The sequence below is a fragment of the Streptomyces cyaneofuscatus genome (genome assembly GCF_033109485.1).
In the GTDB taxonomy this organism is placed as follows: Bacteria; Actinomycetota; Actinomycetes; order Streptomycetales; family Streptomycetaceae; genus Streptomyces; species Streptomyces cyaneofuscatus.
Window position 1 is genome coordinate 1,521,233 of record NZ_CP137002.1, and the last position, 24,172, is coordinate 1,545,404.

The 24,172-nt window shown below is 72.6% G+C and carries 16 protein-coding genes; 11 read left to right on the top strand and 5 right to left on the bottom strand.

Annotation, left to right across the window (positions count from 1 at the left end; all coding sequences use genetic code 11):
* Positions 1–25: 25 nt before the first annotated feature.
* The 5 genes from R2B67_RS06340 (at position 26) to R2B67_RS06360 (ending at position 8,328) form a co-directional block, all read left to right on the top strand.
* The gene (locus R2B67_RS06340; RefSeq protein ID WP_237328426.1) at positions 26–655 is read left to right on the top strand and encodes an alpha-ketoglutarate-dependent dioxygenase AlkB; all 630 of its coding nucleotides are present in this window, start codon (positions 26–28) and stop codon (positions 653–655) included.
* Positions 656–782: 127 nt separating this feature from the next.
* Entirely contained in the window at positions 783–3,356 is a 2,574-nt protein-coding gene (locus R2B67_RS06345; protein WP_317816824.1) for a SpoIIE family protein phosphatase, read from the top strand.
* A 133-nt stretch (positions 3,357–3,489) separates the two neighbouring features.
* Positions 3,490–4,026: a hypothetical protein gene (locus R2B67_RS06350; RefSeq protein WP_317816825.1), complete on the top strand. Its 537-nt coding sequence runs from the start codon at positions 3,490–3,492 to the stop codon at positions 4,024–4,026.
* A 113-nt stretch (positions 4,027–4,139) separates the two neighbouring features.
* Entirely contained in the window at positions 4,140–6,413 is a 2,274-nt protein-coding gene (locus tag R2B67_RS06355) for a hypothetical protein (protein ID WP_317816826.1), read from the top strand.
* A gap of 376 nt (positions 6,414–6,789) precedes the next feature.
* Positions 6,790–8,328 (top strand): exopolysaccharide biosynthesis polyprenyl glycosylphosphotransferase, encoded by a 1,539-nt coding sequence (locus R2B67_RS06360; RefSeq protein WP_317816827.1) that lies wholly within the window; start codon positions 6,790–6,792, stop codon positions 8,326–8,328.
* A 71-nt stretch (positions 8,329–8,399) separates the two neighbouring features.
* Here R2B67_RS06360 and R2B67_RS06365 read toward each other — a convergent pair whose 3' ends face one another.
* Positions 8,400–9,383 carry a GDP-L-fucose synthase family protein gene (locus R2B67_RS06365; protein ID WP_317816828.1) on the bottom strand — a complete coding sequence of 328 codons (984 nt, stop codon included), beginning with the start codon at positions 9,381–9,383 and terminating at the stop codon, positions 8,400–8,402.
* Positions 9,384–9,499: 116 nt separating this feature from the next.
* On the opposite strand from R2B67_RS06365, the gene gmd reads away from it, so the two are divergent.
* From gmd to R2B67_RS06390, 5 genes are read left to right on the top strand one after another with little or no spacing between them, the layout of a single operon-like run.
* Positions 9,500–10,513, top strand: coding sequence for a GDP-mannose 4,6-dehydratase (gmd, locus tag R2B67_RS06370; RefSeq protein ID WP_018514437.1), 1,014 nt, complete (start codon positions 9,500–9,502; stop codon positions 10,511–10,513).
* The gene (locus R2B67_RS06375) at positions 10,510–13,293 is read left to right on the top strand and encodes a DNRLRE domain-containing protein (RefSeq protein WP_317816829.1); all 2,784 of its coding nucleotides are present in this window, start codon (positions 10,510–10,512) and stop codon (positions 13,291–13,293) included. Before gmd ends, R2B67_RS06375 begins: the two co-directional genes overlap by 4 nt.
* Positions 13,290–15,551, top strand: coding sequence for a LamG-like jellyroll fold domain-containing protein (locus tag R2B67_RS06380; RefSeq protein ID WP_317816830.1), 2,262 nt, complete (start codon positions 13,290–13,292; stop codon positions 15,549–15,551). Before R2B67_RS06375 ends, R2B67_RS06380 begins: the two co-directional genes overlap by 4 nt.
* A 4-nt stretch (positions 15,552–15,555) precedes the next feature.
* The gene (locus tag R2B67_RS06385; protein WP_317816831.1) at positions 15,556–16,305 is read left to right on the top strand and encodes an Rv1352/Rv1906c domain-containing protein; all 750 of its coding nucleotides are present in this window, start codon (positions 15,556–15,558) and stop codon (positions 16,303–16,305) included.
* Positions 16,302–17,141, top strand: coding sequence for a glycosyltransferase family 2 protein (locus R2B67_RS06390; protein ID WP_018514433.1), 840 nt, complete (start codon positions 16,302–16,304; stop codon positions 17,139–17,141). Before R2B67_RS06385 ends, R2B67_RS06390 begins: the two co-directional genes overlap by 4 nt.
* Before the next feature lie 12 nt (positions 17,142–17,153).
* Here R2B67_RS06390 and R2B67_RS06395 read toward each other — a convergent pair whose 3' ends face one another.
* Positions 17,154–18,317: a glycosyltransferase gene (locus R2B67_RS06395; protein WP_317816832.1), complete on the bottom strand. Its 1,164-nt coding sequence runs from the start codon at positions 18,315–18,317 to the stop codon at positions 17,154–17,156.
* Positions 18,318–18,425: 108 nt separating this feature from the next.
* Between R2B67_RS06395 and R2B67_RS06400 the strand changes: the two genes are divergently transcribed.
* Positions 18,426–19,964 carry a hypothetical protein gene (locus R2B67_RS06400; RefSeq protein ID WP_317816833.1) on the top strand — a complete coding sequence of 513 codons (1,539 nt, stop codon included), beginning with the start codon at positions 18,426–18,428 and terminating at the stop codon, positions 19,962–19,964.
* On the opposite strand, the gene R2B67_RS06405 is transcribed toward R2B67_RS06400, so the two are convergent.
* Genes R2B67_RS06405 through R2B67_RS06415 form a run of 3 tightly spaced genes read right to left on the bottom strand, consistent with a single transcriptional unit; the run spans position 19,933 to position 24,121 of the window.
* Positions 19,933–21,177 carry an MATE family efflux transporter gene (locus R2B67_RS06405; RefSeq protein WP_317816834.1) on the bottom strand — a complete coding sequence of 415 codons (1,245 nt, stop codon included), beginning with the start codon at positions 21,175–21,177 and terminating at the stop codon, positions 19,933–19,935. The two genes, R2B67_RS06400 and R2B67_RS06405, sit on opposite strands and share 32 nt — an antisense overlap.
* Positions 21,174–22,862 carry a tyrosine-protein kinase domain-containing protein gene (locus tag R2B67_RS06410; RefSeq protein ID WP_317816835.1) on the bottom strand — a complete coding sequence of 563 codons (1,689 nt, stop codon included), beginning with the start codon at positions 22,860–22,862 and terminating at the stop codon, positions 21,174–21,176. Before R2B67_RS06410 ends, R2B67_RS06405 begins: the two co-directional genes overlap by 4 nt.
* Positions 22,859–24,121 carry a glycosyltransferase gene (locus tag R2B67_RS06415; RefSeq protein ID WP_317816836.1) on the bottom strand — a complete coding sequence of 421 codons (1,263 nt, stop codon included), beginning with the start codon at positions 24,119–24,121 and terminating at the stop codon, positions 22,859–22,861. The genes R2B67_RS06410 and R2B67_RS06415 overlap by 4 nt, the downstream gene beginning before the upstream one ends.
* Positions 24,122–24,172 lie beyond the last annotated feature (51 nt).

Consider the following 24,172-nt stretch of genomic DNA (forward strand, 5'->3'; position numbering starts at 1 on the left):
GTACGAATAGCGTTACGCTCGTCCCATGTCCGTACACCTCCAGACCTCGCTCTTCGACCAGGGGGACGAGGTCGCCGTCCGCCCCCTGGACGGGCTGCGCCGTGAGCATCTCGGCCACGGCGCCTGGATCGACGTCCTGCCGCAGTGGCTCCAGGGGGCCGACGCCCTGTTCGAGACGCTGGCACGCGAGGTGGCCTGGCGGGCGGAGGAGCGGGTGATGTACGAGCGGGTGGTGGCGGTCCCGCGCCTGCTGGCCTTCTTCGGCGGCGGCGACCCCCTGCCGCACCCCGCGCTGGACGCGGCCCGTACGGCGCTGAGCGCGCACTACGCGGCCGAGCTCGGCGAGCCGTTCACCACGGCGGGGCTCTGCTACTACCGGGACGGCCGGGACGGGGTCGCCTGGCACGGTGACACGATCGGCCGAGGCTCCACCGAGGACACCATGGTGGCGATCCTCTCCGTGGGAGCCCCCCGCCACCTGGCGCTGCGGCCCCGACGCCCGGGCCCCGTCCCCGTACGCCGGTCGCTCGGGCACGGCGACCTGATCGTCATGGGCGGCAGCTGCCAGCGCACCTGGGAGCACGCGATCCCCAAGACGGCCCGGGCGGCGGGGCCACGCATCAGCGTCCAGTTCCGGCCCGACGGGGTGCGCTGACCGCACCGCCCGCCGCACCGGCGGGTGCGGATCGCGCCCCGATCGCCCGTGGCGCGGGCGTACCGCAGTTGTGCCCGCCGTGGCCAGGGCGGATTCTGAAGACCATGGACCAGGCCGGTGTGGCGCGGTGAGCGCGACCAGAGCGGCGGATGCCGCCGACGACTTCCGTGGCCCCCTGGACATCGCCAGGGCGGCCACGGTGGTTCTGGACGGCCGGGACACGGTCGTCGGGTGGAGTCCCGCCGCCACCGAGCTGCTGGGGTTCGGTGCGCACGAGGCCGTCGGGCGGCCGCTGAGCGTGTTCCTGTCGCCCTTGCCCGCCGAGGGGCCCCTCCCGGCGGCCTCGGACCGGCCGGCCGGCACGGAGCCGCCGGGGGCCTCGGGCCGCCCCGGCCCCGGCCCGCCGTCCGGCGGCAACGAGATCCGGCTGGCGCGTCACCGGGACGGCCATGAACTGCTGGTGGCGACCACGGTGTGCCCGCTGGCGGGCGGGACGGACGGGACAGGCGGGACGGGTGGGGACGGCGGGGCCGGCGGGCTCCGCGCGGACTCGCCGGGCCGGGTGCTGGTCGCGGCCGAGCTCGGGGCGCTGCGGCAGTGGGAGTCCCGGCTCGCCCTGCTCCAGGGGCTCGCCACCCAGTCGCCCGTCGGCCTGGCGATCTACGACACCGATCTCCGGCTGACCTGGAGCAACACCGCCTACGAGCGGGAGATCGGCAAGCCGCTCGCCGAGTACCGGGGCATGCGGGCCGACGAGCTGTACTCCGGGGGCACCTTCGTCACCCCGGGATACCCGAAGACGCTCGACGCCGTGATGCACCACGTGATCGACACCGGGGAACCCATCCTGGACCTGCACTTCCAGGGGATTCCGCCGAGCGACCCCGGTACGGAGCACCTGTGGTCGTGCTCGTACTACCGGCTCCAGGACGCGAACGGGCATGTGTTCGGGGTCTGCGAGGACGCCTTCGACATCTCCGACCGCCAGCGCGCCCAGCAGCGCCTGGCCCTGCTGGTTGAGGTCGGCCGCCGGATCGGCACGGTCCTGGACGTGGTCACCACCGCCGAGGAGATCGCCGAGGTGACCGTGCCGGAGTTCGCCGCCGCCGTACGGGTCGACATCGCGCGGGTGACGGTGATGAGCGGGGAGCTCCCGGCGACCGGGAGTTCGGCGGCCATGGACCTGCTGCGGGTCGGTGAGCACTCCGTGGACCCGGCGGCGGCCGACGCGGCCGAACCGCTGTATCCGGGGGCGCCGGGAAATCCGGCCGACCGGTATCCCCCGGTCACCTATCCGCCGGGCTCGCCGCAGGACCGCTCTCTGGCCTCGGGCGGTCTGGTGCTCGACGACCACGTCCTGGTCGTGCCGTTGCGCGTCGGCGGCAGCGTGCTGGGGCTCGTCACCTTCGTACGGAGTCCGCGCCCCGAGGTGTCCGACCGTCCGCTCTCCCGCGGTCCCGCCAACACCTTCGACAACGGTGAGGTCGCCCTGGCCGACGAGCTGGCGGCGCGGGCGGCGGTCTGCATCGACAACGCCCGCCGCTTCACGCGTGAGCGCTCCGCCTCCCTCGCCCTCCAGCGCCAGCTGCTGCCTCACCACGTTCCGCCGCAGTCCGCGGTCGAGATCGCCTACCGCTATCTGCCGTCGGACGATGTGACGGGGGTCGGCGGTGACTGGTTCGACGTGATCCCGCTCTCCGGGACCCGGGTCGGCCTGGTGGTCGGGGACGTGGTCGGCCACGGCCTCCAGGCGGCCGCCACCATGGGCCGGCTCCGCACGAGCGTGCGCGCCTTCGCCCAGCTGGACATGGCCCCGGACGAGCTGCTGACCCGGCTGGACGACCTGGTGGGGCAGCCGCTGGACGAGCGGCCGGGCGCGCGGGACGGCGCGGCCTCCGACGCGTACGACGAGCTGACCACCGGGGCGACCTGTCTGTACGCGGTGTACGACCCGGTCTCGCGGCGCTGCGTCATGGCGCGGGCCGGGCACCTGCCGCCGGCGGTCGTGCACCCCGACGGGCGGGTCACCTTCCCGGACCTGCCGGCCGGGCCGCCGCTGGGGCTGGGGGGCCTGCCCTTCGAGTCCATGGAGATCGAGCTGCCGGTGGGGAGCCTGCTGGCGCTGTTCACGGACGGTCTGGTGGAGGCCCGCGACCACGACATCGACCAGGGGCTGGACGCGCTGGGCCGGGTGCTGGGCGACCCGGCGGCCTCATTGGAGGAGCTGTGCGACCGGGCCGTATCCGAGCTGGTGCCGGACGCCACGACCGCCGACGACACCGCCCTCCTCCTGGCCAGGACCCGGCAGCTGGACGAGGGGCAGGTCGCGGAGTGGGAGCTGCCGGCGGAGGCGGTGGCGGTGGGGCGGGCGCGCGAACTGGCCACCCGTCAACTGGGCGTCTGGGGGCTGGACGAGCTGTCCTTCGCCACCGAACTGGTCGTCAGCGAGCTGGTCACCAACGCGGTCCGGTACGGGGGCGGCCCGCTGCGGCTGCGCCTCATCCGGGACCGGACCCTGCTCTGCGAGGTCGCGGACACCGGCCACACCTCGCCGCATCTGCGGCACAGCGCGGAGGACGACGAGGGCGGGCGCGGGCTGTTCATCGTCGCCCAGCTCGTCCAGCGGTGGGGGACGCGCTACACCCCGGCCGGTAAGACCATCTGGACGGAACAGGCCTTTCCGCCGGTCGAGTTCGGCTGAGTCTGATCGCTTCGACCGGCTCCCCTGCGCCACTTTGTTGACAACCGCAACATCTTTGGACTTAGGTGTGCCTTACCTAAGTCGACTGGGTGTCCGTGGTTCTGGTTCCGATGCCGAGAAAGGTGCTCATTCGATGAGTGCTGTTCCCTCCACCCGTACCGTCGCCCGCACGGGCCTCGCCGTCCTCTCCGCCGCCGCCCTGGCGCTCTCCCTCGCCTCCCCCGCCGCCGCGGCGACCGGGACCCGCACGATCGCCGACGGGGGCACCACCTACAACCTGTCGCTGACCGCCCCGAACACGGCGACCGCCACCGGGCAGAACATCACGGTCACCGGCAGCGGCTACAACCCCGGCCAGGGCGTCTACGTCAGCCTCTGCGTGGTGGACGGGGCGCAGGGCGCCAACAAGCCCTCCCCGTGTCTCGGCGGCCAGGACGAGTCCGGTACCACCGGCGCCTCGCACTGGGTCTCCAGCCTCGGCGGCGGCCTTCCCAACACCTCCCCGTTCGGCGCCGGCGGCACCTTCAGCGTGCAGATACACGTCAAGGCCAACCTCGGCGGCGGCAACATCTGCGGCGACACCGTCGAGTGCGCCATCGTGACCCGCGCCGACCACACCGACACCAACGACCGCAAGTACGACGTCCACACGCCGATCGACTTCGTGTAGGACGCCGGTCCGCGCAGGACATCGGTCCGCGTAGGACACCACCATCCAGCCATCGGCCCGGCCCCGGCGCTCCTCGCCGGGGCCGGGCTCCCCGCGTCGTGACGAGGAATGACATGACACCCACCCCGGGTACCCCGCCGAACGGCCCCGGCAGACCCCGCAGGCCCGGCCCGCGCCGCCTCTCCGCGGCCGCCGTCGCCGCGCTGCTCCTCGCGGCCGTCCCGGCGGGCGCGGCGATGAGCGCCGGCGCCACCCCGAAGAGCGCCACCGGCCCCGAGGGCCAGAAGCTCACCGTCTCGGCCACCACCGGGCTCGACCCGGCGGGCGAGAAGGTCCGGGTCACCGGCGAGGGATACGGGTCGAAGAGCGGCATCTACGTCGCGCTCTGCAAGGACAACGGGGCGAACCGGGTCTCCTCCCCCTGCCTCGGCGGCGCCGACATGAGCGGCGGCTCGAAGACCTCGCAGTGGATCGTGCCTCCGGGCGACCCGTACGAGGGTGACCTCGCCCTGCCCTTCGGCCCCGGCGGCACCTTCGACGTGGAGATAGAGATCCGGTCCAAGGGCGACGGCCTGGACTGCGCCGAGGTGCCGTGCTCCGTCGTCACCCGCGCCGACCACCGCGCGAGCGGCGACCGTACGCAGGACGTACGCATACCGGTCACCTTCGCGGGCCAGGGGCCCGGCGAACCGGGCGGCGAGGGGGTCGACGTACCCGCCGGGACCGTCTCCTACAAGCCCGTCGCCGACTTCACCTCGGCGGGCAAGCCGCTGGACCTGCTGCTGCACCCCGAGTCGAAGAAGCTGTACGTCGGTGCGGACAACCTCCCCGACACGGCCGACGTCGACGAGCGCGGCCTGTATGTGCTGAACCCGGAGGACGGCAAGGCCGAGAGCTGGATCAGCCAGGCCCCCGGGCCGACCGGGGAGCCGCGCGCCTCGACGGCGGCCCGGATCTCCGGACCGCTGCCGGGCGACGGCGTGGTCTACAACTACCCGCTGCGGGGCGTCGGGACCGCCAAGGCGGGCGACAAGACCGCCGCGGGCGTCTGGCTGGCCGGGTCGACGATCACGGACATCGCGCCCGGCACGGCCGCGGGCACGGTACTGGTCGCCCAGGGGACGAAGCTCTCCGAGATCGCTACGGCGACCGGGGCGGCCACCCGGAGCGTCACGGTGCCGGGCGGCAGCCGGTTCGCCGCCGACCACGCCCGGGGCGCGGTCTGGTTCAGCGACGTCGCGGCCGGGAAGCTGCACCGGGTCGATCTCGTCTCCTTCACGGTGTCGGACACCTTCGACCTGCCGGGCGCCGACGGCCTGGCCGGTTTCATCCAGACGGACCCCGCGACCGGCGCCGTGTGGGTGGGCGTCAACCGCTCGGTGCTGGTCTTCGACGCCTCCGGCAAGCTGGTGAAGACGCTGGTCGGCAAGGACCTGGCCCGGGACGCCGCCTTCGACACGGAGAGCGGCCGCGCCTTCGTCGTCTGGCAGGACGGCGGGGACCTCTCCGACCCGGCCAACGACAACAACGGCACGCTCACCGTGTACGACAGCGCGAAGTTCACCCCGGCGGCGAAGGACCTCTCGCTGCCCGGCAACCAGTCGCAGCTCGGCGCCGCCTCGCTCGCCGTCGCGCCCGGCGGGGCCACGGTCTTCGTGACCAGCCCCGCCGAGGGGAAGATCACCCGGCTCATCCGGCAGGTCTCGCCCCTGGTCACCCAGGCGCCCGCCGACCGCTCGGTGAAGGCCGGGGAGGAGGTGGCCCTCACGGCGCGCGCGGAGGGCACCCCGGAGCCCTCGGTCCGCTGGCAGGTCAGCACCGACGGCTCGCAGACGTGGCGGGAGCTGGACGGGGCCACCGAGCCCGTGCTCACGTTCACCGCGAAGACCGCCCAGGACGGCTACCGCTACCGCGCCGAGTTCCGTAACGACGTCGGCACCACGCGGACCGCGCCCATCACCCTGACGGTCACCGAGGCGACCGGAGGCGGGGAGAACGGCGGCCAGAACGGCGGAGTCGCGGGCGGTGACAGCGGTGGCGACAGCGGTGGCGACAGCAGTGGCGGCTCCGGAGACACGTCAAGTGGCTCTGCCAGCAACGGCAGTGACGCCTCTTCAGGTACGTCCGGCAGCGGCGGCGGGTCCTCCGCCGGTACGTCCGGCGGCTCCTCCGGCTCCTCCGGTTCCACCGGTTCATCGGCGGGCGGTGCAGGTTCGACGGTCGGCGGCGGTGCCGGGGGCTCTTCCGGTACGGAGACGACGTCCGGCGGCAGTCTCGCCGCAACCGGGCTCACTGTGATCTCGGTAACTCTCCTTGCCGCCGCGCTCGTTGGCGGCGGGCTGCTGATCCACCGCCGGGCCAGGAGGCGCACGACCGGTCTCGCCTGACCCCGTGGGCGCCCCCTTCCACCCCGGGCGGGCCGCCCACGGACCACGAACCCCCTGGCAGCGCAGGTCGCCGCCAGGGGGTTCGTGCATTCACTCCGGCGCACGCCGGAGTGCGCGCCTCCGCGCACAACCCCCGGCGCCCCCGCCCCACAAGCGCTTGCCGACCTGTTGAGCTGTCAACTACCGCCCCCTGCTGGCGAGATCGGCCAGATGCGCCGGATCGCGGGTGTCTGGACCGAGCCGTCTGAACTTCACGGGAACTCCAGCGAAATGGCACGTGTGTGGATATCGTGCACCGAGCGAGGGCGCATCCGTCAGTCCATGGGATCGACGGATGCGTCGCGTTTGTGGGGGTGCGACTGTGACTGGGGGGTTCATGGGGCATGTCGAAATACCGGAAACTGACATATCCGGGCCGGTGGGGCTCCGGGGCGCGCCGCGTCCCCGTACCGCCGCCTCCCGGAATCGTACGGCGGCCCTGGAACAGCTGTGGAGGGCCCCGACAGCACAGCGCGACCCGGCCGAGCGGGTTCCGGCCCGGCGGAAGCCGGTCCACCGTGCGTGGGTCGGTGCGCTGACCGACCTGCTGGCCCTGGCCGGGCCGGCCTGGCTGCTGCTGACCCTGGGCGAGCAGCCCCGCCCGTGGCTGGCCGCCGCGGTGGCCGGCCTGCTCTGGACCGGTCTACGCGGTGTGCGCGGGCGGTACGCCGACCCGGTGCGGGCCGAGCCGGGCGGCGCTTTCGGCGCCCTCGGGGACTGGCTGGTGCTGCTCGGGGTGCTGGCCGTGCTGCACGCGGCGGCGGGGGGCTCCGTGGACCCGGCGACGGCCGTCGTGGCCGTGGCGCCGGGGCTGCTGGTCGCCACCGCCGTGGAGGGGCTGCGGGCCGGACTGCGCGGGCGGGCGGTGCGCAAGGTGCTGCTGGTGGGTGAGGCCGCGGGGCTGGACCGGGCGGCCGAGCTGCTCAACTCCCGTACGGACCACGCCTATCAGCTGGTGGCCGCGATCCCCGTGGGGCCCGGCCTGCCGGGGTTCGAGAACCTGCAGGTGCCGGGGCGGCTCGCCTCGTCCCCGGCTGACGACGATGTGACGACGGTGCTCGGCGGGGCCTACGCCCACGACGCGGACCTGGTGCTGGTGGCTCCCGGGCCCCAGCTGACCGGGGACCGGCTGCGGCGACTCGGCTGGGGGCTGCACGACGCGGGCGTCGCCCTGTGCGTGGCCTCCGAGCTCTCGGGCGTCGCGGCCGGCCGGGTCCGCCCGGTGACGGCGGCCGGGCTCACCCTGCTGCACGTCGCGCCGCCGCTGCGCGGAGGCCCGCAGGGGGCCCTCAAGGCCGCGCTGGACCGCGGCGGCGCCCTGTTCGGCTTGCTGGCGCTCGCCCCGCTGCTGCTCACGGTGGCGCTGTGCGTGCGGTTCTCCTCGCGCGGTCCGGTCTTCCACCGGCAGGTCCGCCAGGGTCAGCACAACCGGCCCTTCACGATGTGGAAGTTCCGCACGATGGTGGCGGACGCGGAGGCGCGCAAGGCGCAGCTCAGCGAGGACAACGAGGTCGACGGGCCGCTCTTCAAGATGCGGCAGGACCCCCGGGTGACCCCCGTGGGGCGGACGCTGCGCCGGACGTCGATCGACGAACTCCCGCAGCTGTTCAACGTGTTGCTAGGTCAGATGTCCCTGGTGGGACCTCGGCCGCCGCTGCCCGAGGAGGCGTCACGGTACGACGAACGGGAGGGCCGCAGGCTGGCCGTGAAGCCGGGGCTGACCGGGCTGTGGCAGGTCAGCGGGCGCTCGGACCTGTCCTGGCAGGAGACCGTCTCGCTGGACCTCTGGTACGTCGACAACTGGTCGGTGGCCACGGACATGGGGCTCCTCGCCCGTACGGTGCGCGCCGTCACCGACGGCCGCGGGGCCTACTGAGAACGGCGGGCGCGGTGATGCGAGGAACCCCGGTGCGCCACTGCGCGTCCGGTGCGCGCAGTGGCGAACGGTCATGCGGTGGGGGCGAGTTGGCCGAGCCACCAGGCGTAGGTGCGGGCGATGCCGTCACGCAGCGGAATCTGCGGCTTGAAGCCGAGGGAGGTCAGACGGGAGACGTCGAGCAGCTTGCGGGGGGTCCCGTCGGGCTTCGAGGTGTCCCAGCCGATGCGTCCCTGATAGCCCGTCACCTCGGCGATGGTCGCCGCGAGTTCGCGGATGGTGAGGTCCTCGCCGCAGCCGATGTTGACGGGCGCGTCACCGTCGTACGCCTCCAGCAGGCGCACACAGGCGGCGGCCAGGTCGTCGACGTGGAGGAACTCACGGCGCGGCGATCCGGAGCCCCACAGGGTGACCTCCGGTGCCCCGTCGCGTTGGGCCTCGTGGAAGCGGCGGATCAGCGCGGGCAGGACGTGCGAGGTCTCCAGGTCGAAGTTGTCGCCGGGCCCGTAGAGATTGGTGGGCATGGCGCTGATGTAGGAGGCGCCGTACTGCCGGCGGTAGGACTGGGTCTGGACGATGCCGGCGATCTTGGCCAGCGCGTACGCCTCGTTGGTGGGCTCCAGCTCGCCGGTGAGCAGCGACTCCTCGCGGATCGGCTGGGGCGCGAGCCGGGGGTAGATGCACGACGAGCCGAGGAAGAGCAGCCGCTCGGTCCCGGCCGCGTGCGCCCCGGCGATCACGCTGAGCTGGATGCGGAGGTTGTCCTCCAGGAACTGCACCGGGTAGGTGCTGTTGGCCATGATCCCGCCCACCTTGGCGGCGGCCAGCACCACGGCGTCCGGGCGGATGTCCCGCAGATACGTCTCGGTCCGCGCGGCGTCGCGCAGGTCGAGGAGGTCGCGGCCACGGGTGAGGACCTCGTGGCCGTCGTCGGCGAGGCGGCGGGCCACCGCCGAGCCGACCAGCCCGCGGTGCCCCGCGACGAATATGCGGGAGCCCGGGCGCAGTAGGGGACGGGCGGATTCCTGGGGTGGGACGGGGAGTTCGGTCGTCATGGCTCGGATTGTGCCAGCAGTAAGGGACTGCGGAGATGTTTCGCCGCAGAACGCTCCAATTCCGATATGTCGGTGACCTGTTCGTCGCACAGACGGACAGCAGAGAAGGGGGAATCGTGGCGAAGACCGCGCTCATCACGGGAGTGACCGGCCAGGACGGCTCGTACCTGGCGGAGTTGCTGCTCGACAAGGGGTACACGGTCCACGGCCTGATACGTCGCTCGTCGAGCTTCAACACCGAGCGGATCGACCACATCTACCAGGGCCCCGAGGAGCCGGAGCGCTCCTTCGTCCTGCACCACGCGGATCTGACCGACGGTGTGGCCCTGGTGAACCTGTTGCGCGACATCCAGCCCGACGAGGTCTACAACCTGGGTGCCCAGTCCCATGTACGGGTCTCCTTCGACGCCCCGCTCTACACCGGTGACGTCACCGGCCTCGGCACCATCCGGCTCCTGGAGGCGGTCCGGGCCAGCGGGATCCAGACCCGGATCTACCAGGCTTCGTCCTCCGAGATGTTCGGCGCCAGCCCGCCGCCGCAGAACGAGAAGACCCCGTTCCACCCGCGCAGCCCGTACAGCGTGGCGAAGGTCTACTCGTACTGGGCGACGGTCAACTACCGCGAGGCGTACGACATGTTCGCCGTCAACGGGATCCTCTTCAACCACGAGTCGCCGCGCCGCGGGGAGACCTTCGTGACCCGGAAGATCACCCGGGGGGTGGCCCGGATCAAGGCCGGCCTCCAGGACCGGCTGCACCTGGGCAACCTGGACGCGGTCCGGGACTGGGGGTACGCGCCGGAGTACGTGGACGCCATGTGGCGGATGCTCCAGTGCGACACCCCGGACGACTACGTGGTGGCGACCGGCGAGGGCGTCAGCGTCCGGCAGTTCCTGGAGTTCGCCTTCGAGCACGCGGGCCTCGACTGGGCCGAGCATGTGCGGTACGACCCGAAGTACGAACGCCCCAGCGAGGTCGACGCGTTGATCGGTGACGCCTCCAAGGCGGAGGAGCTGCTGGGCTGGAAGCCCGAGGTCAAGTCCCGCGAGCTGGCCCGGATCATGGTCGACGCGGACATCCGCCTGCTCTCGGACCAGCTGACCGGGGCCGCCGTCCGGGTGGACAGATGAGGGGGCCGGGCCTCCGGAAACGTACCGCCGTTCTCACCGCCGCACTCGCGCTGGCCGCCGGGGTGCTCGCCCCGGTGGCCGCCGCGCCCCCGGCGGCGGCGCTGACCGCCCCGGTCGGCTTCACCGCCGACCATCTGCCCACGTACCAGACCAACGGGATCGTGTGGTCGCTGGCCGAGGCGAACGGGGTCGTCTACGCGGGCGGCACCTTCTCCTCCGTCCGCCCGGCCGGTACGCCCTCCGGCGGCGCCTCCACGCCCGCCGTCAACTTCGCCGCGTTCAACGCGGCGACGGGGGCTCCGGCCGGCTGCTCGCTCTCCTTCACCCGGAGCAGCGGCACCGCCACCGTGCGGGCGCTCGCCGTATCCCCGGACAACTCGACGCTGTACGTGGGGGGTTACTTCAACGCGGTCAACGGGAGCAGCGCCAACGGGCTGGTCGCCATCGACACCGCCACCTGCACGCGGCGGGCGGGGTTCTCGCCGAACTTCTCGGCGACGGTCCGCGCGCTGGACGTCGCGGCCAACGGCACGGTCTACGCGGGCGGCGACTTCCAGTCGGTGAACGGGCAGACCCGGCGCTCCTTCGGTGCGCTGACCCCGGCGGGTGCGGTGACCGGGTGGAATCCGGACGCGGACGCCCCGGGGCGGACGCTGCGGGTGACACCGGACGGGCAGTCCGTGCTGATCGGCGGCGACTTCTTCACCGTCGGCGGCACCAACTCCCATGCCATCGCGGTGACCGGTGCGGCCACCGGCTCCCTCACCCGGGGCTACCCGAACAACTTCATCCCCTCCACCGCCGTCATCAAGGACATCGTCACCGACTCCGCGTCCGGCGGCTGGTACGCGGCCGGTGAGGGCCGGGGCGGCAACTCCTTCGACGGCCGCCTCGCGATGGAGCTGGACGGCTTCGGCCAGCGCTGGCGGGACACCTGCCAGGGCGCGACCCAGGCGCTGCGCGTGTACAAGTCGGTGCTCTACGCGGCGAGCCATGTGCACGACTGCTCCACGATGGGCGGCTTCCCCAACCAGGCGCGCAAGCACCTCACCGCGCAGAGCGTCGACGACCCGGCGCTGCTGGGCTGGCTGCCCGACACCAACGACGGGATCGGGGAGCCGGTCGGGCCGCGCGCGCTGACCATCTCCACCCGCGACGGCCGTGACTTCCTGTGGGTGGGCGGGGAGTTCACCACGGTCAACGGGGTGCAGCAGCAGGCGCTGACCCGGTTCGCCAGCACCCCGGACACCGGTGCGCCGAGCACGCCCGCCGCCAGTGTGTCGGCGCCGCGCGCGGGTGAGGTGCGGGTGAGCTGGCGGTCCTCGCTGGACCTGGACGACAGCCTGCTGACGTACCGGGTGTACCGCAACGGGGGTTCGGCTCCGGTGCACACCACGACCGGCCCGTCCCTCTTCTTCAGCCGCCCCCAACTGACCTTCACCGACCGGAACGTGACCGCCGGGCAGACGTACTCCTACCGGATCACGGCGACCGACGGCGCCGGCAACACCAGCGCCCTCTCCCTCGCCGCCTCCGTGGCCGCCGCGTCCGCCGCCTCCCCGTACCAGGAGCGGGTGCGGGCCGACGGGGCGGATCTGTACTGGCGTTACGACGAGCCCGGCGGGGCGTTCGCGGCGGACGCCTCGGACAGCCGGAACGGCGGGGTGTACGTGAACACCCCCACGTACCGGGCCACGCCCTCGGCCGTCGCCGGTTCGGCCGCGCTCGCGCTGAACGGCAGCGACGAGTACGTGTACAGCGACCGGCTGCACCGCTATGTCTCGCCCACCCCCTACTCCGTCGAGACGTGGTTCCGTACGACGTCGACGAGCGGCGGGCGGATCGTCGGGTTCGGCAACAACATCGGTACGGCACAAGGCCATACGAGCTCGATGTCCGACAAGCTGCTCTACCTGACGGACAACGGCCGGCTCGCCTTCGGCGTCCAGGCGGGCAGCACCAACAGCCGTCCCACCCTGACCAGTTCGGCGAGCTACAACGACGGGCGGTGGCACCACGCCGTCGCCACGCAGGGGCCCGGCGGAATGGCGCTGTACGTGGACGGGGTGCGGGTCGCCGCCAACACGACCGCGGGGGCCCGCTCGTACAACGGGTACTGGCGGGTCGGCGGTGACGCGATGCACAACGCCTGGCCGAACCGGCCCACCAGCACCTACTTCGCCGGTCAGGTCGACGAGACGGCCGTCTACCCATCGGCGCTGACCGCCGCCCAGGTCGCCGCCCACCACCAGCTGGCCCAGGCGCCCGCCCCGCCCGGCGACACCACGGTGAGCCTCCTGCCCACCGAGGACGCGTACGTCAACGGCGTGTCGGCCAACACGAACTACAACGACCAGCAGCTGGCCTCGCGGGGCACCACGCCCTATCTGAGCTATCTGCGCTTCACCCTGCCCGCCGCCCCGGCCGGGCAGGTCCTCAAGGGGGCCCGGCTCCAGTTCCGTACGTCGTCGGATCCGACGGCGGGCTCCACCGACAGCCACACCGTGGTGCCGGTCACCGGCACCTGGACCGAGTCGGCGGTCACCTACAACTCCCGGCCGGCGCTCTCCGCGTCCGTGCTGGGGAGCATCACCGGCGCAACCGCCGTCTCCACCGACTACTCGGTGGAGCTCACCGCGCCGGCACTGGGCGGGGCCCTCGGCTCCGCCTACTCACTCGCCCTGACCAGCAGCGGGACCGACAGTCTGCGCATCTGGTCGAGCGAGGCAGGATCGGCGGCCGCCAGGCCGCAGCTCGTTCTCACCTTCGGAGCTGAATGATGAACGGAAGTACGGGGCAAAGAGCCGGAGGACGTGGCCGCATTCGGGCCGCTGCCGCCGCTCTCTGCCTGCTGGCCGGAGCCCTGACCGCCACGGCGGTCGGGGGTTCTCCGGCAGCGGCGCTGACCCCTCCGGTGGCCATCACCGCGGACGACCTCTCCACCTGGCAGACCAACGGCATCGTCTGGTCGATGGCGGCCGGCGACGGCGTCGTCTACGCGGGCGGCACCTTCTCCACCCTGCGGCCGCCCAATGCGGCGGCCGGCACCAGTGAGCAGCCCGCGGTGAACTTCGCCGCCTTCGACGCGGCGACCGGCGCTCCCACCGACTGCTCGCTGTCGTTCACGATCTCCTCGGGGACCGCGACCGTACGATCGCTGGCGCTCTCCCCCGACGGGGACACGCTGTACGCGGGCGGCCAGTTCGGGGCGGTGAACGGCGTCGGGGTCAGCAACATCGCCGCCATCGACACCGAGACCTGCACCGTCCGCAACAACTTCAAGATCGCCGTCTCGGCCACCGTGCGGGGGCTCGCCGTCACCTCCGACACGGTCTATCTGGCCGGTGACTTCACCACCGTCGGCGGGCAGACGAGGAGCCATTTCGCGGCCGTCTCCACCGCCGGGGCCTCACTCCTTCCGTTCACAGCCAACGCGGACGAGACGTCCCGCGCGATCGAGGTGACTCCCGACGGGCAGAACGTGCTGCTCGGCGGGGACTTCTTCCGGATCAACGGCACCAACACCCACGCACTGGCCGTGGTGAACGCCACCACCGGACAACTCACCAAGTCCTACCCGGGGTTCATCCACAACAACTCCACCGTCCAGGACATCACCACCGATGCCACCGGCTTCTACACCGCCAACGAGGGCAGCGGCGGCGGGGTCTTCGACGGCCGGATCGCGCTGAACCTGAGCGACTTCCAGCAGCGCTGGCGTGACACCTGCCTGGGCGCCACCCAGGCGGTGGCCGTCTACTCCGGGGTCCTCTACAGCGGCAGCCACGCCCACGACTGCGCCTCCATGGGCGCCTTCCCCGACCAGCCGCGCAAGCACCTGCTGGCCCAGTCGGTCGACGACCCGAAGCTGCTGCCCTGGTTCCCGGACACCAACGACGGCATCGGGGAGCCGGTCGGTCCGCGGGTGATGGCCCAGACCGGCAAGGGCGACCGCCACTACCTGTGGGTCGGCGGCGAGTTCACCACCGTCAACAGCGCCCCCCAGCAGGGGCTGACCCGGTTCGCGGACGGTCCGGACACCGGGGCGCCCTGGGTGCCCAACGTCAGCCTGTCCACGCTGGATCCGGGGAAGATCGAGGTGAACTGGCAGACCAGCTTCGACACCGACGACGGTGAGCTGACCTACCGGATCTACAAGGACAACGCCGCCACGCCCATCCACACCACGACCGGCTACTCGGTCTTCTGGAACCGGCCGCAGCTGACCTGGACGGACACCGACGTGGTGCCGGGCCAGACCTACTCGTACCGGATCACGGCGAGCGACGGCATCAACACCAGCGCCAAGTCCCCGGCCCAGTCCGCCACCGTGGCGACCACGACCGAGGCGTACCCCGCCCGGGTCAGGGCCGACGGGGCCACCCTCTACTGGCGCTACGACGAGGGCACCTCCACCTTCGCCCACGACAGCAGCGGCAACCTCAACAACGGGTTCCTGCGCAACGCCCCGGCCTACCGGCAGACACCGGCGGCCGTCGCGGGCCCGTCGACCGCGATCGGGTTCAACGGCACCAACCAGTACGCGTACAGCAACCGGCAGCACCCCCAGCCGACCCGGTTCTCGGTGGAGACCTGGATCAGGACCACCACCACCCAGGGCGGGAAGATCATCGGGTTCGGGAACCTGAACCAGCAGAACAGCACCCGCCACGACAAGCACGTCTACATGCGCAACGACGGACGCCTCGTGTTCGGCGTCAACAGCAGCGGAACACGCACGGTCACCACCTCGGCCGCCTACAACGACGGCCAGTGGCACCACGTCGTCGCCACCCAGGGCCCCCTGGGCCAGGGGATGTCGCTGTACGTCGACGGGCAGCTGCGCGCGTCGAACATCCTGGTCTCCGGCAACGAGAACTACCCGGGGTACTGGCGGGTCGGCGGGGACAACCTGTCCGGCTGGCCGAACCGTCCGACGAGCAATTTCTTCGCCGGGCAGATCGACGAGACCGCCGTCTATCCGACCGCACTGACCGCTTCCCAGGTCAGCGCCCACTACGCCCTGAGGAACAGCTGATCCGATGAGGAATCCGTTCCTGGCCGGCGCCGCCGTCGTCATGACGGTGGCGGTGCTGGCCGCCTGCGGCTCGTCCGCGGACGGGAACGACCCGGAGGCCGCGGGCGCCCAGCGCCCCGCGGCCTCCGGGCCCGCCGTCCCCGGCCCGTCCGCCACCACACCGACCGCGCCCGCCGCGCCCGCTCCGCCCACGGGCTCCGCCACCGAGGAGCCCGCGGCCCCCGGACCGTCCGCCCCCGCCGCGACCGCCGAGGGTCCGAAGACCCCCTCCGACGAGATCACCCCGGCCACCGGCACCTTCACCAAGAAGCAGAAGGAGTATCTGGAGGACCGGGTGCCCAAGGGCATGGACCCGGCCGCCGTGCTCCAGACCGGCCAGGAGACCTGCGACAAGCTGCGCTACCTGGTCAAGGCCGACCGGGACACCGCCGTGGGCGCCATCGCCACGGAGGAGATCCCCGACGCACCGGCCGCGGTGGCGGGGCTCTGCCCCCAGCACCAGGACCTGGTCGACGAGGCCGCGTACGCCTACGCCGACGGCACCCACACGGGCAAGACCGTGCGGCCCGGCGTCTACCGCTCCGCATCGCCCACCACGAACTGCTCATGGCAGATCGAGGGGGCGGGCGGCAAGGAGCTGGCCTCCGGCACCTCCGACACGGGTAAGTCCCGGAAGATCACCATCCCGAAGTCCGCCGTTACGTTCACCTCCACAGGCTGCTACGCCTGGCTGGCCGAAGGAGCCAAGGGATGACCGCAGGTAAGACGAAACTCCCGATAGCCGTGGCGATCCCCACGAAGAACGAGGGCCTCAACATCGCCGAGGCGGTGAAGTCGGTGCTCGGCCACTTCGAGGCGGTCGTCGTGGTGGACTCCCACAGCACCGACGACACGGTGAAGATCGCCGAAGAGTGCGGGGCCGAGGTGGTCACGTACACCTGGGACGGGGGCCACCCCCGGAAAAAGCAGTGGTGCCTGGAGAACGTCCGCACGGACCTGGACTGGATCCTGCTGCTCGACGGCGACGAGCGGCTCAGCCCCGGGCTGCTGGCCGAGCTGCGGGAGATCTTCCGGGATCCGGCGGCGCCCAAGCCCGCCGCGTACGACATCCCCCTCGGGTACTGGTTCTCGGGTAAGCGGCTGCGGCACGGATACACCATCCGCAAGCGGTCGTTGACCGACCGCACCCGCTCGTACTACCCGGAGGTCGGGGACCTCGACGCGCCGGGCATCGGGGAGGTGGAGGGGCACTACCAGCCGGTCGCCGCGACCGCGGGGACGCTCAAGAACCCCATCGAGCACCAGGATCTCGACCCGGTGACCGCCTGGTTCGAACGGCACAACCGGTACTCCGACTGGGAGGCGTGGCTGGAGCACCACCCCCAGGTGAAGGAGCAGGTGCGCCAGGTCAAGTCACGCCAGGGGCAGTTGTTCCACAAGGCCCCGTTCAAGCCGGTGGTGTCGTTCGCGTACATGTACCTCTACCGGCGGGGCTTCCTGGACGGCCGCGCCGGGTTCGACTTCGCGCTGGCGATGAGCTTCTACCGGTGGCAGATCGCCCTCAAGTCCCGCGAGAAGCCCGTACGTTGAACGAGCGGGCCCTCACCCTCGCCTCCGGCGGACCACGTCCTCGTAGGTCCGCCGGAGGGTGGCGGTGACGACCTCGATGGTGAACTGGTCGTTGACCAGGTCCCAGGCCGCCTTGCCCGCCTGCTCGGCGGCCTCCGGCTCCAGCAGCTCCAGGATCGCGTCGGCGACCTTGCGGGCGTTGGCCGCGTCCTCGCCGACCCGGCTGTCGATGACCCGGCCCGCTCCGGCCTCCGCCACATCGGGGGCCTGCCCGCAGGTGCGGGTGATGACGACGGGGGTGCCCACCGACATCGCCTCCAGCACCGAGACCGGGAAGGGCTCCTCGATCGCGGGCAGCACATACACATCGGCCTCGCGTCCGGCGGCGAGCACCTCGTCGTGCTCCAGCGGGCCCACATGGTCCAGGGAACCCTCGACGCCCAGCTCCCGGGCGAGGGCGAGGGTGCCGGGCAGCGAGCCGGTGTCCGGGCCGGCCAGGACGAACCGGGCGTCCGGGTGACGGGCCAGGACGTGCGGCATCGCGGCGATGAAGTCCTCGGGCCGCTTGCGCTTCTGGATCCGGGCCAGGTAGAGCACGGTCGGCGGCCGGTCCGCGTCGCGGGCGGGCTTGCGCTCCTGCGGGCGGACGCCGTTGACCAGCCGTACGGTACGGGTGAGCGGGACCGGGGCGGCGACGGCGTTCACGTCGAGCCGCTCCATCTCGGTGAGGTGCAGGACGGCGCCCGCGCTGCGCAGCACCTTGCGCACCCCGAGCACATCGGTGAGCTGGGCGACCTTCTTCTCGGTCGGGTCGATCATGCCGTGGGTCTGGACGACCAGGGGGGTGCGGGTCGCGAGCGCGAGGAGTGCTGCGGGCAGGGTCACCAGGTCCCGCATCAGATGGATGTGGACGAGGTCGGCGCCGCGCATCATGCGGCGTGCGGTGTTCAGCAGTGCGGCGGAGGTGATGCCGCTGACCTCGAACATCGGCAGCAGGTGCCGGGCCTGGAAGAGATGGACCGGAACTCCCTCGACATGGCTGGGGAGTTCGCCGCCCGGGAAGCCGTCACCGAGGGCCATGATGCGGGCGTCGTCCCCGGCGGCCCGCTGGACCTTGGACAGGTTGAGCGCCACCCGGGTCGGACCGCCGAAGGCGTGGTCCGGAGTGTGGAGTGTGACGACGTGCAGGATTTTCACCAGAGTTCCCCTCGACCATGGCCACTTGTTCACAGCCTAGCCATCGGCCCTCCCCAAGTGGGCTGATTCGTTAGAGTGTTCAGCGGTTCACTGATCTCTGGGGGGCGCATGACGTCGGTGCACACGTCGGCGCGGGGAGAGGCCGACGACGCGGTCGCGCGGCCCACGTGGCCAGGCGCCCCCGACGGTGTCCTGGAGCCGGCCGAGCGGCCGATCGCCTGGTCGATGCTGTCGCGGGCGCTCTCGGTGCCGCTCATCCTGGGTCTGGTCTGCTTCCTGCCCGCGGTGATCGCCGCGCAGCCCGGCAACGGCGTGCGGGACACCGCGTACTGGCTCCAGCTGGTCCTGACCTGCTACGCGGGGGCCCGGCTCGCGACGATGATCCTCTCCACCCGGCGGCGGCTGCTCCAGGGCGTCTTCTGGATGTTCGTGTACATCGCGATGGGCGTGGCGCCGTTCGCCCAGGTGGTGATCGGGCAGACGCCGACGCCGATGGTGGGACCGCGCCAGGACCTCATCACGGCCGTCGCGATGGTCCTGCTGGGGTGTGCCGCCTACGACCTGGGGGCGCTGCTCGCCTCGCGCCGCCCGCTGCGTCGGCGTACGCCTTCCGCGCGGACCACCGTCGGGCCTGCCGTGGCGCATCCGCTGCGGCTGCGGCTGCTGGTGGTGGTCGCGTTCGCGGCGAGCGCGTTCTACGTGCTGAAGCTGGGCGGGCCCGCGGTCTTCTTCTCCAGCCGCCAGGAGATCACCGAGACCGTCGCGGCGAGCGGAGTGGTCACGGAGGGGTCCAATGTGGGCTCGGCCTTCATCAAGGGCTTCGGCCAGGTCCCGGCGCTGCTGGCGCTGCTCCTCTACACCCGCCGCCTGGCGACCTCCTACCGGGCCCGGCGCACCCCGTCGACGGTGCTGGTCTGGGTGGCGCTGGGGGCGCTGAACCTGGTGGTGAACAACCCGATCTCCAACGCCCGTTACTGGTTCCTGACGGTGCTGATGGCGTTCGTGTTCACCGCGCTCCCGAGCAGTGCGGCGGTCTACCGCACGGTGCTGGCGACGGGGGTGGTGGGGGCGCTGGTGGTGTTCCCGTACGCGGACAAGTTCCGGTACGACGACGAGGGGCAGCGGCCCGCGCAGTCGGCCTCGGTCTTCGAGCCGCTGGTGACCAAGGACTACGACCAGATGGTGATGTTCGCCAACACCATCTCGTGGGTGGACACCCGGGGCCACACCTACGGCCGCCAACTGACGGGCTCCGCCCTGTTCTTCGTGCCGCGCGCGATGTGGAGCGGGAAGCCGGAGGACACCGGGGTCCGGGTCGGGCAGTGGATGGGGCTGCGGATGACCAACCTCTCGGCCCCGCTGTGGACCGAGTTCTGGGTCGACTTCGGCGCGACCGGGATGGCCGGCGGGATGGCGCTGATCGGGTACGCGGCGGCCCGTACCGACCGCCGGTACGCGCGGGCCGTCACCCGGGCGGGGCCCGGTCCCGGAAGCGTGCTGGCCGTCGCAGCGCCGCTGATCGCCGGGTACACCTTCATCCTGCTGCGCGGCCCGCTGCTCCAGGCGGCGGGGAAGCTGGCCATCGCCGCTCTGTGTCTGCTGCTGATAGCCACGTTCAGGGAGCAGCGGGCGAAGCGCCGGCGGTGACGGTCTCCGCCGGGGCCGGGGTGCGGCGGCGCAGCCGGGCCACCCTGATCCAGGTGGCGGCGGCCTTGCAGAGCGAGCCGAGGAAGAGCCCCCAGGCGGCGCCCAGGGCGCCCCCGACGACGTAACCGCCCGCGAGGAACGCCACGGTGGTGAGCGAGAAGACCACCTGGATGGCGAGCGTGGTGCGCGGGTCCAGCATCCGCAGGGCGAGCAGTCCGCAGGTGCCGACGGCCATCGCTGCGTACTGGCTGCCGGTCGCGGGCAGCAGGGCGGCGGCCACCGACCAGGTGTCGCCGAGGAGTTGGCGCCCGGCACGGTCGGGGAGCAGGGCCAGGACGATGGCCCAGATCCCCGCGGTGGTGGCGAGGACGGCGGCGAGGGCGGCGGTGGCCCGGACCCGGCGGCCCTCGTCGGTGATGCGGCCGAGCAGCGGGGGGCCGAAGGAGGTGGCGGAGGTGAACAGCACGTTCAGCGGTCCGAACAGGGTGGTCGCCCCGCGCAGGGCGCCGACCAGGAGCGGGTTGCCGACGGCGCCGAGGCCGAGGACGGAGAGCTGGCTGGTGGCATTGCCGACGCCGAACTCGACGGTGAACCGCTGCCCGAGGTGGCCGCGCCGGAGCATCGGCCGCAGCAGCAGCGGGGCCCCGGCGGTGGAGCGGTGGAGCAGGGCGGCGGAGAGCAGGAGCGCGGGCAGGGCGGAGAGGCCCCAGAGGGCGATCAGGCGGGCGGGAGACGCCCCGTACACCTGCGTCCCGAGCGCGCCGAGGACGCACGCCAGCCGCAACAGGTCGGACAGCAGGGCGAGATGGGGCTGCTGGAGCGTGGAGAACGCGTACCGTACGGCGTCCTGGCCGAGCACCACCGGGAGGACGAGGCCGAGCATCAGCAGCGCCCGGGCGGTGTCCCCGGAGACGAGGAGGCAGACGGCGGCCAGGAGCGCGCCGAGCGCCGCCGCGGCCGACACCGTGAAGGCGACGGCGGAGCGGCAGGCACTGCGGGTCTCCTCCCCCGCCCCGCGCTTGAGGACGAGGGGCTGTCCGGTGTACGCGCCCGAGACGCCGAGCAGCACCGTGAAGACCAGGTAGACCGCGGAGAAGCGGGCGAAGTCGGCCACGGTGGAGAGCCGGGCGGCGGCCACCAGCACCAGGATGTTGGTGAGCGCCGCCACGCCCTGGTCCGCGACCGAGCAGAGGACGGCCGTACGGGCTCTCACCGCCGCGCCGCCGGAAGCGTCAAGGAGCGCAGGCCGAGGGTCTCGGTGGGATCGCCGGTGATCTCGGGGGCGTCCGGCTCGGCGGTGGGGGTGGGCCCGTCGCCACCGTTGCGGCGCCGGGCGGACTTCGGCCGGCGCTCCGACCGTGTGAGCCGCCGCCGGCCCGGGTGGAGCAGGGCGCCGAGGACGTGGCCCCCGGAGGCGCCGATGATCTCCCGGATGCGCTCCAGGTCGCTGCGGTGGACCGCGCGCGGGTCGCAGACGATCATCACGCCCTCCACCCGGTCCACCAGGGCGACCGCGTCCGCGTAGGAGAGGACGGGCGGGGCGAGGACGATGACGACGCTGCCGGGCCGATCGGCCTCGGCGACGATGCGGCCGACCGGGGTGGAGGTGAGGGCCCGGGGGACGTTGTCGACGGCGGTGCCGGGGATCAGGGCGAAGGCGCCGGAGCCGGGGACGTCCACGTTGGCGCGGCCGCCGGTGGGCCAGCTGCCGTCGCCCTCCTCGGCGGCCCAGCGCGGCGGGCGGACCTCGTGCGCGGCGGAGCCCAGGGCGCGGGCGAGGGACGGCGTCCGCAGGTCGGCCTCGACCAGCAGGACGTCGCGGCCCATCTCGGCGAAGGCGGCGGCCAGGTTGGCGGCGGCCGCGGCCGCCTCCTCGTTGTCGCCGCGCGGGGAGGTGACCAGCAGGCGGCGGCTCTCGGCGAAGGAGGGGTCGTAGGCGAGCCGGAAGGCGACGGCCCGGTATTCCTCGGCGAGCCGGGAGCCGCTGCGGCCGATGGCGAGGACCGACCCGGCGGCGCCGCGTTCGCGGGGCAGGGTGCCGAGCAGCGGGGCGCCGAGCGAGCGGACCAGCTCGCGGGTGGAGCGTACGGCGGGGTCGAATACGAGCCGCACCCAGGAGAGCAGCAGCCCCAGCGCCAGGCCGACGACACCGCCGAGACCGAGCAGCAGCGGCAGGCCGGGGCCGGTGGGCGAGGTGGGGGCGACGGGCTTCTTGTTGAGGTAGCCGGGGGTGGTGTCCAGGGCCTTGAGCTCGGAGATCTTCCGGCTGAGCTCGGAGATGGAGACGATGATGTTGGCCCGGGCGCTGGTGACGTCGTCGGCCGCGCCCACGCCGATCTGCTTCTCCAGCAGGTCGCGCTTCTCCTCCAGCGGGTCCAGCTGCGCCCGGTAGCCGTCGGAGATGTTCTTGATGGATTCCTCGGTGCGCGCCTTGCGGTGGGCCAGATAGGCGCCTGCGAGGGCTTCGGCGCGGGCCCGGGACTGCTCGGGGGTGGCGCCGGTGTAGGCGAAGCGGAGGGTGAGGGTGTTGGGCGGGTTGGTGACCTGGAGACCGGCGAGCAGCTCGCGGGCGGCGACGTCGTCGCCCTTCTTGAGCAGGGTGCCCGCGGCCAGGGTGCCGACGGTGTCGCTGACGGCGGTCTGGCGCTCGGAGCCGATGTTGATGCCCTTGTCGGCGGTGGCGCCGCTGGCGAAGGGGTCGGAGATGGCGGAGCGGACCAGCACCTCGCCGGTGGCGGTGTAGGTGTCCTCGCCGCTGAGGGCGAGGTAGCCGCCGCCGATCAGCCCGATGACGACGCCGAGCGCCAGCAGCGCCCGGTAGCGCAGGAGTTGGCGGAACTGGTCGCGCAGCAGCGCCGGTTCGTCCTGGTCGTCCAGGACACGGTTCACAGGGGTCATCGACGGGGGCTCCCTTGTCCGTCCCGCAGGGCCTCGGCAAGCAGGTCGTCGAAGCGGGCGAGGCCCGCCTCCCGGCTCAGGTGGCGCGCCACGTAGCGCGGCCCCTCGGCGCCCAGCGCGTCGGCCGCGGCCGGGTCGGCGGCCAGCTTCCGTACGGTCTCCAGCAGGGCGGCCGGGTCCTCGGGGGCGACGAGCACCCCGGCCCCCGAGCGGCGCACCTCGTCGGCGGTGCCGCCCTCGTCGGCGACGGAGGCGATGACGGGGCGGCCGGAGACGAAGTACGAGGTGAGCTTGGAGGGGACGCTCATGTCGAGGACGGAGGCCCGCTGGGTGACCGCGAGGACATCGGCGGCGGCGAGGACATCGGTGAACTCCGCGGCCCCCGCGGGCTCCAGGAAGTCCACGTTGGCCAGCCCCTCGGCGCGGGCGCGCAGGGCGTCGCGCTGGTTGCCGTCGCCCATCAGGACGACCCGGACGTCCCTGGCGAGGCGGGCGGTGTCGATCAGGACTTCGAGGCCCTGCTTGAGGCCCATGTTGCCGGAGTGCAGCAGGACGGGGGTGGCGGGGTCCCAGCCGAGCCGGGCCCGGGTGGCGGCCCGGTCGGCGGTGGGGCCTTGCACATGGGTCCAGTTGGGGACGAGCCGGATGCGGCCGGGGTCGACGCCGAGGGCGGTGACGCCGGGGACGAAGCTCTCGTGGATGACGCCGACGAGGGTCGCGCCGCTCAGCGCGTACCGCTCGGCCGCCGCGGCGACGGCTGCCGCCCTGCCCCCGCCCCGTATGCCGCTCTGCGCGGCGGCGGCGCCCATCAAATCCTGGACGACGGGGATGTACGGGACGCGGTGGCGGCGGGCGAGGCGGGCACCGATCACCCCGCCGGCGAGGCTGGGCATCTGCGCGATCACGGCGTCCGGTCGTCCCGGCGGCGGGGCGAACAGTCCGGTGGCGAGGATGGATGCCTCGAACGCCGCCCGTTTCAGGGCAGTCTGACGGGGCGGCACATAGTGCCTGCGCCGGTGCACGCCGACGCCGCCGCGTATCTCGACCGTCCGCCACACGCTGCGGTACGCCTCGTCCAGCTGCCAGGACGGATAGTGCGGCATACCGGTGAGCGCCCGCACCCGGGCGCCCGACGCGGCCCAGTGCTCCGCGAGTTGAGTGGCGTACGGGCCGATGCCCGTGACCTCTGGTGCGTAGTTCGTCGAGACCACCAGAAGGCGGCGGTTCAGAAACGGCCTGTGCCGTTCGACATCGGACATCGGACGATCGCCTTCCCCCCACAACAGCCGCTGCTCCCTGCGGGAACAGCC

What these genes read in the sequence shown, in the direction of transcription:
- R2B67_RS06340 (WP_237328426.1), top strand. Translation starts at nt 26, where the DNA reads ATGTCCGTACACCTCCAGACCTCGCTCTTCGACCAGGGGGACGAGGTC.
- R2B67_RS06350 (WP_317816825.1), top strand. Translation starts at nt 3,490, where the DNA reads ATGAGTGCTGTTCCCTCCACCCGTACCGTCGCCCGCACGGGCCTCGCC.
- R2B67_RS06355 (WP_317816826.1), top strand. Translation starts at nt 4,140, where the DNA reads ATGACACCCACCCCGGGTACCCCGCCGAACGGCCCCGGCAGACCCCGC.
- R2B67_RS06360 (WP_317816827.1), top strand. Translation starts at nt 6,790, where the DNA reads ATGGGGCATGTCGAAATACCGGAAACTGACATATCCGGGCCGGTGGGG.
- R2B67_RS06365 (WP_317816828.1), bottom strand. Translation starts at nt 9,383, where the DNA reads ATGACGACCGAACTCCCCGTCCCACCCCAGGAATCCGCCCGTCCCCTA.
- R2B67_RS06375 (WP_317816829.1), top strand. Translation starts at nt 10,510, where the DNA reads ATGAGGGGGCCGGGCCTCCGGAAACGTACCGCCGTTCTCACCGCCGCA.
- R2B67_RS06380 (WP_317816830.1), top strand. Translation starts at nt 13,290, where the DNA reads ATGATGAACGGAAGTACGGGGCAAAGAGCCGGAGGACGTGGCCGCATT.
- R2B67_RS06385 (WP_317816831.1), top strand. Translation starts at nt 15,556, where the DNA reads ATGAGGAATCCGTTCCTGGCCGGCGCCGCCGTCGTCATGACGGTGGCG.
- R2B67_RS06390 (WP_018514433.1), top strand. Translation starts at nt 16,302, where the DNA reads ATGACCGCAGGTAAGACGAAACTCCCGATAGCCGTGGCGATCCCCACG.
- R2B67_RS06400 (WP_317816833.1), top strand. Translation starts at nt 18,426, where the DNA reads ATGACGTCGGTGCACACGTCGGCGCGGGGAGAGGCCGACGACGCGGTC.
- R2B67_RS06410 (WP_317816835.1), bottom strand. Translation starts at nt 22,862, where the DNA reads ATGACCCCTGTGAACCGTGTCCTGGACGACCAGGACGAACCGGCGCTG.
- R2B67_RS06415 (WP_317816836.1), bottom strand. Translation starts at nt 24,121, where the DNA reads ATGTCCGATGTCGAACGGCACAGGCCGTTTCTGAACCGCCGCCTTCTG.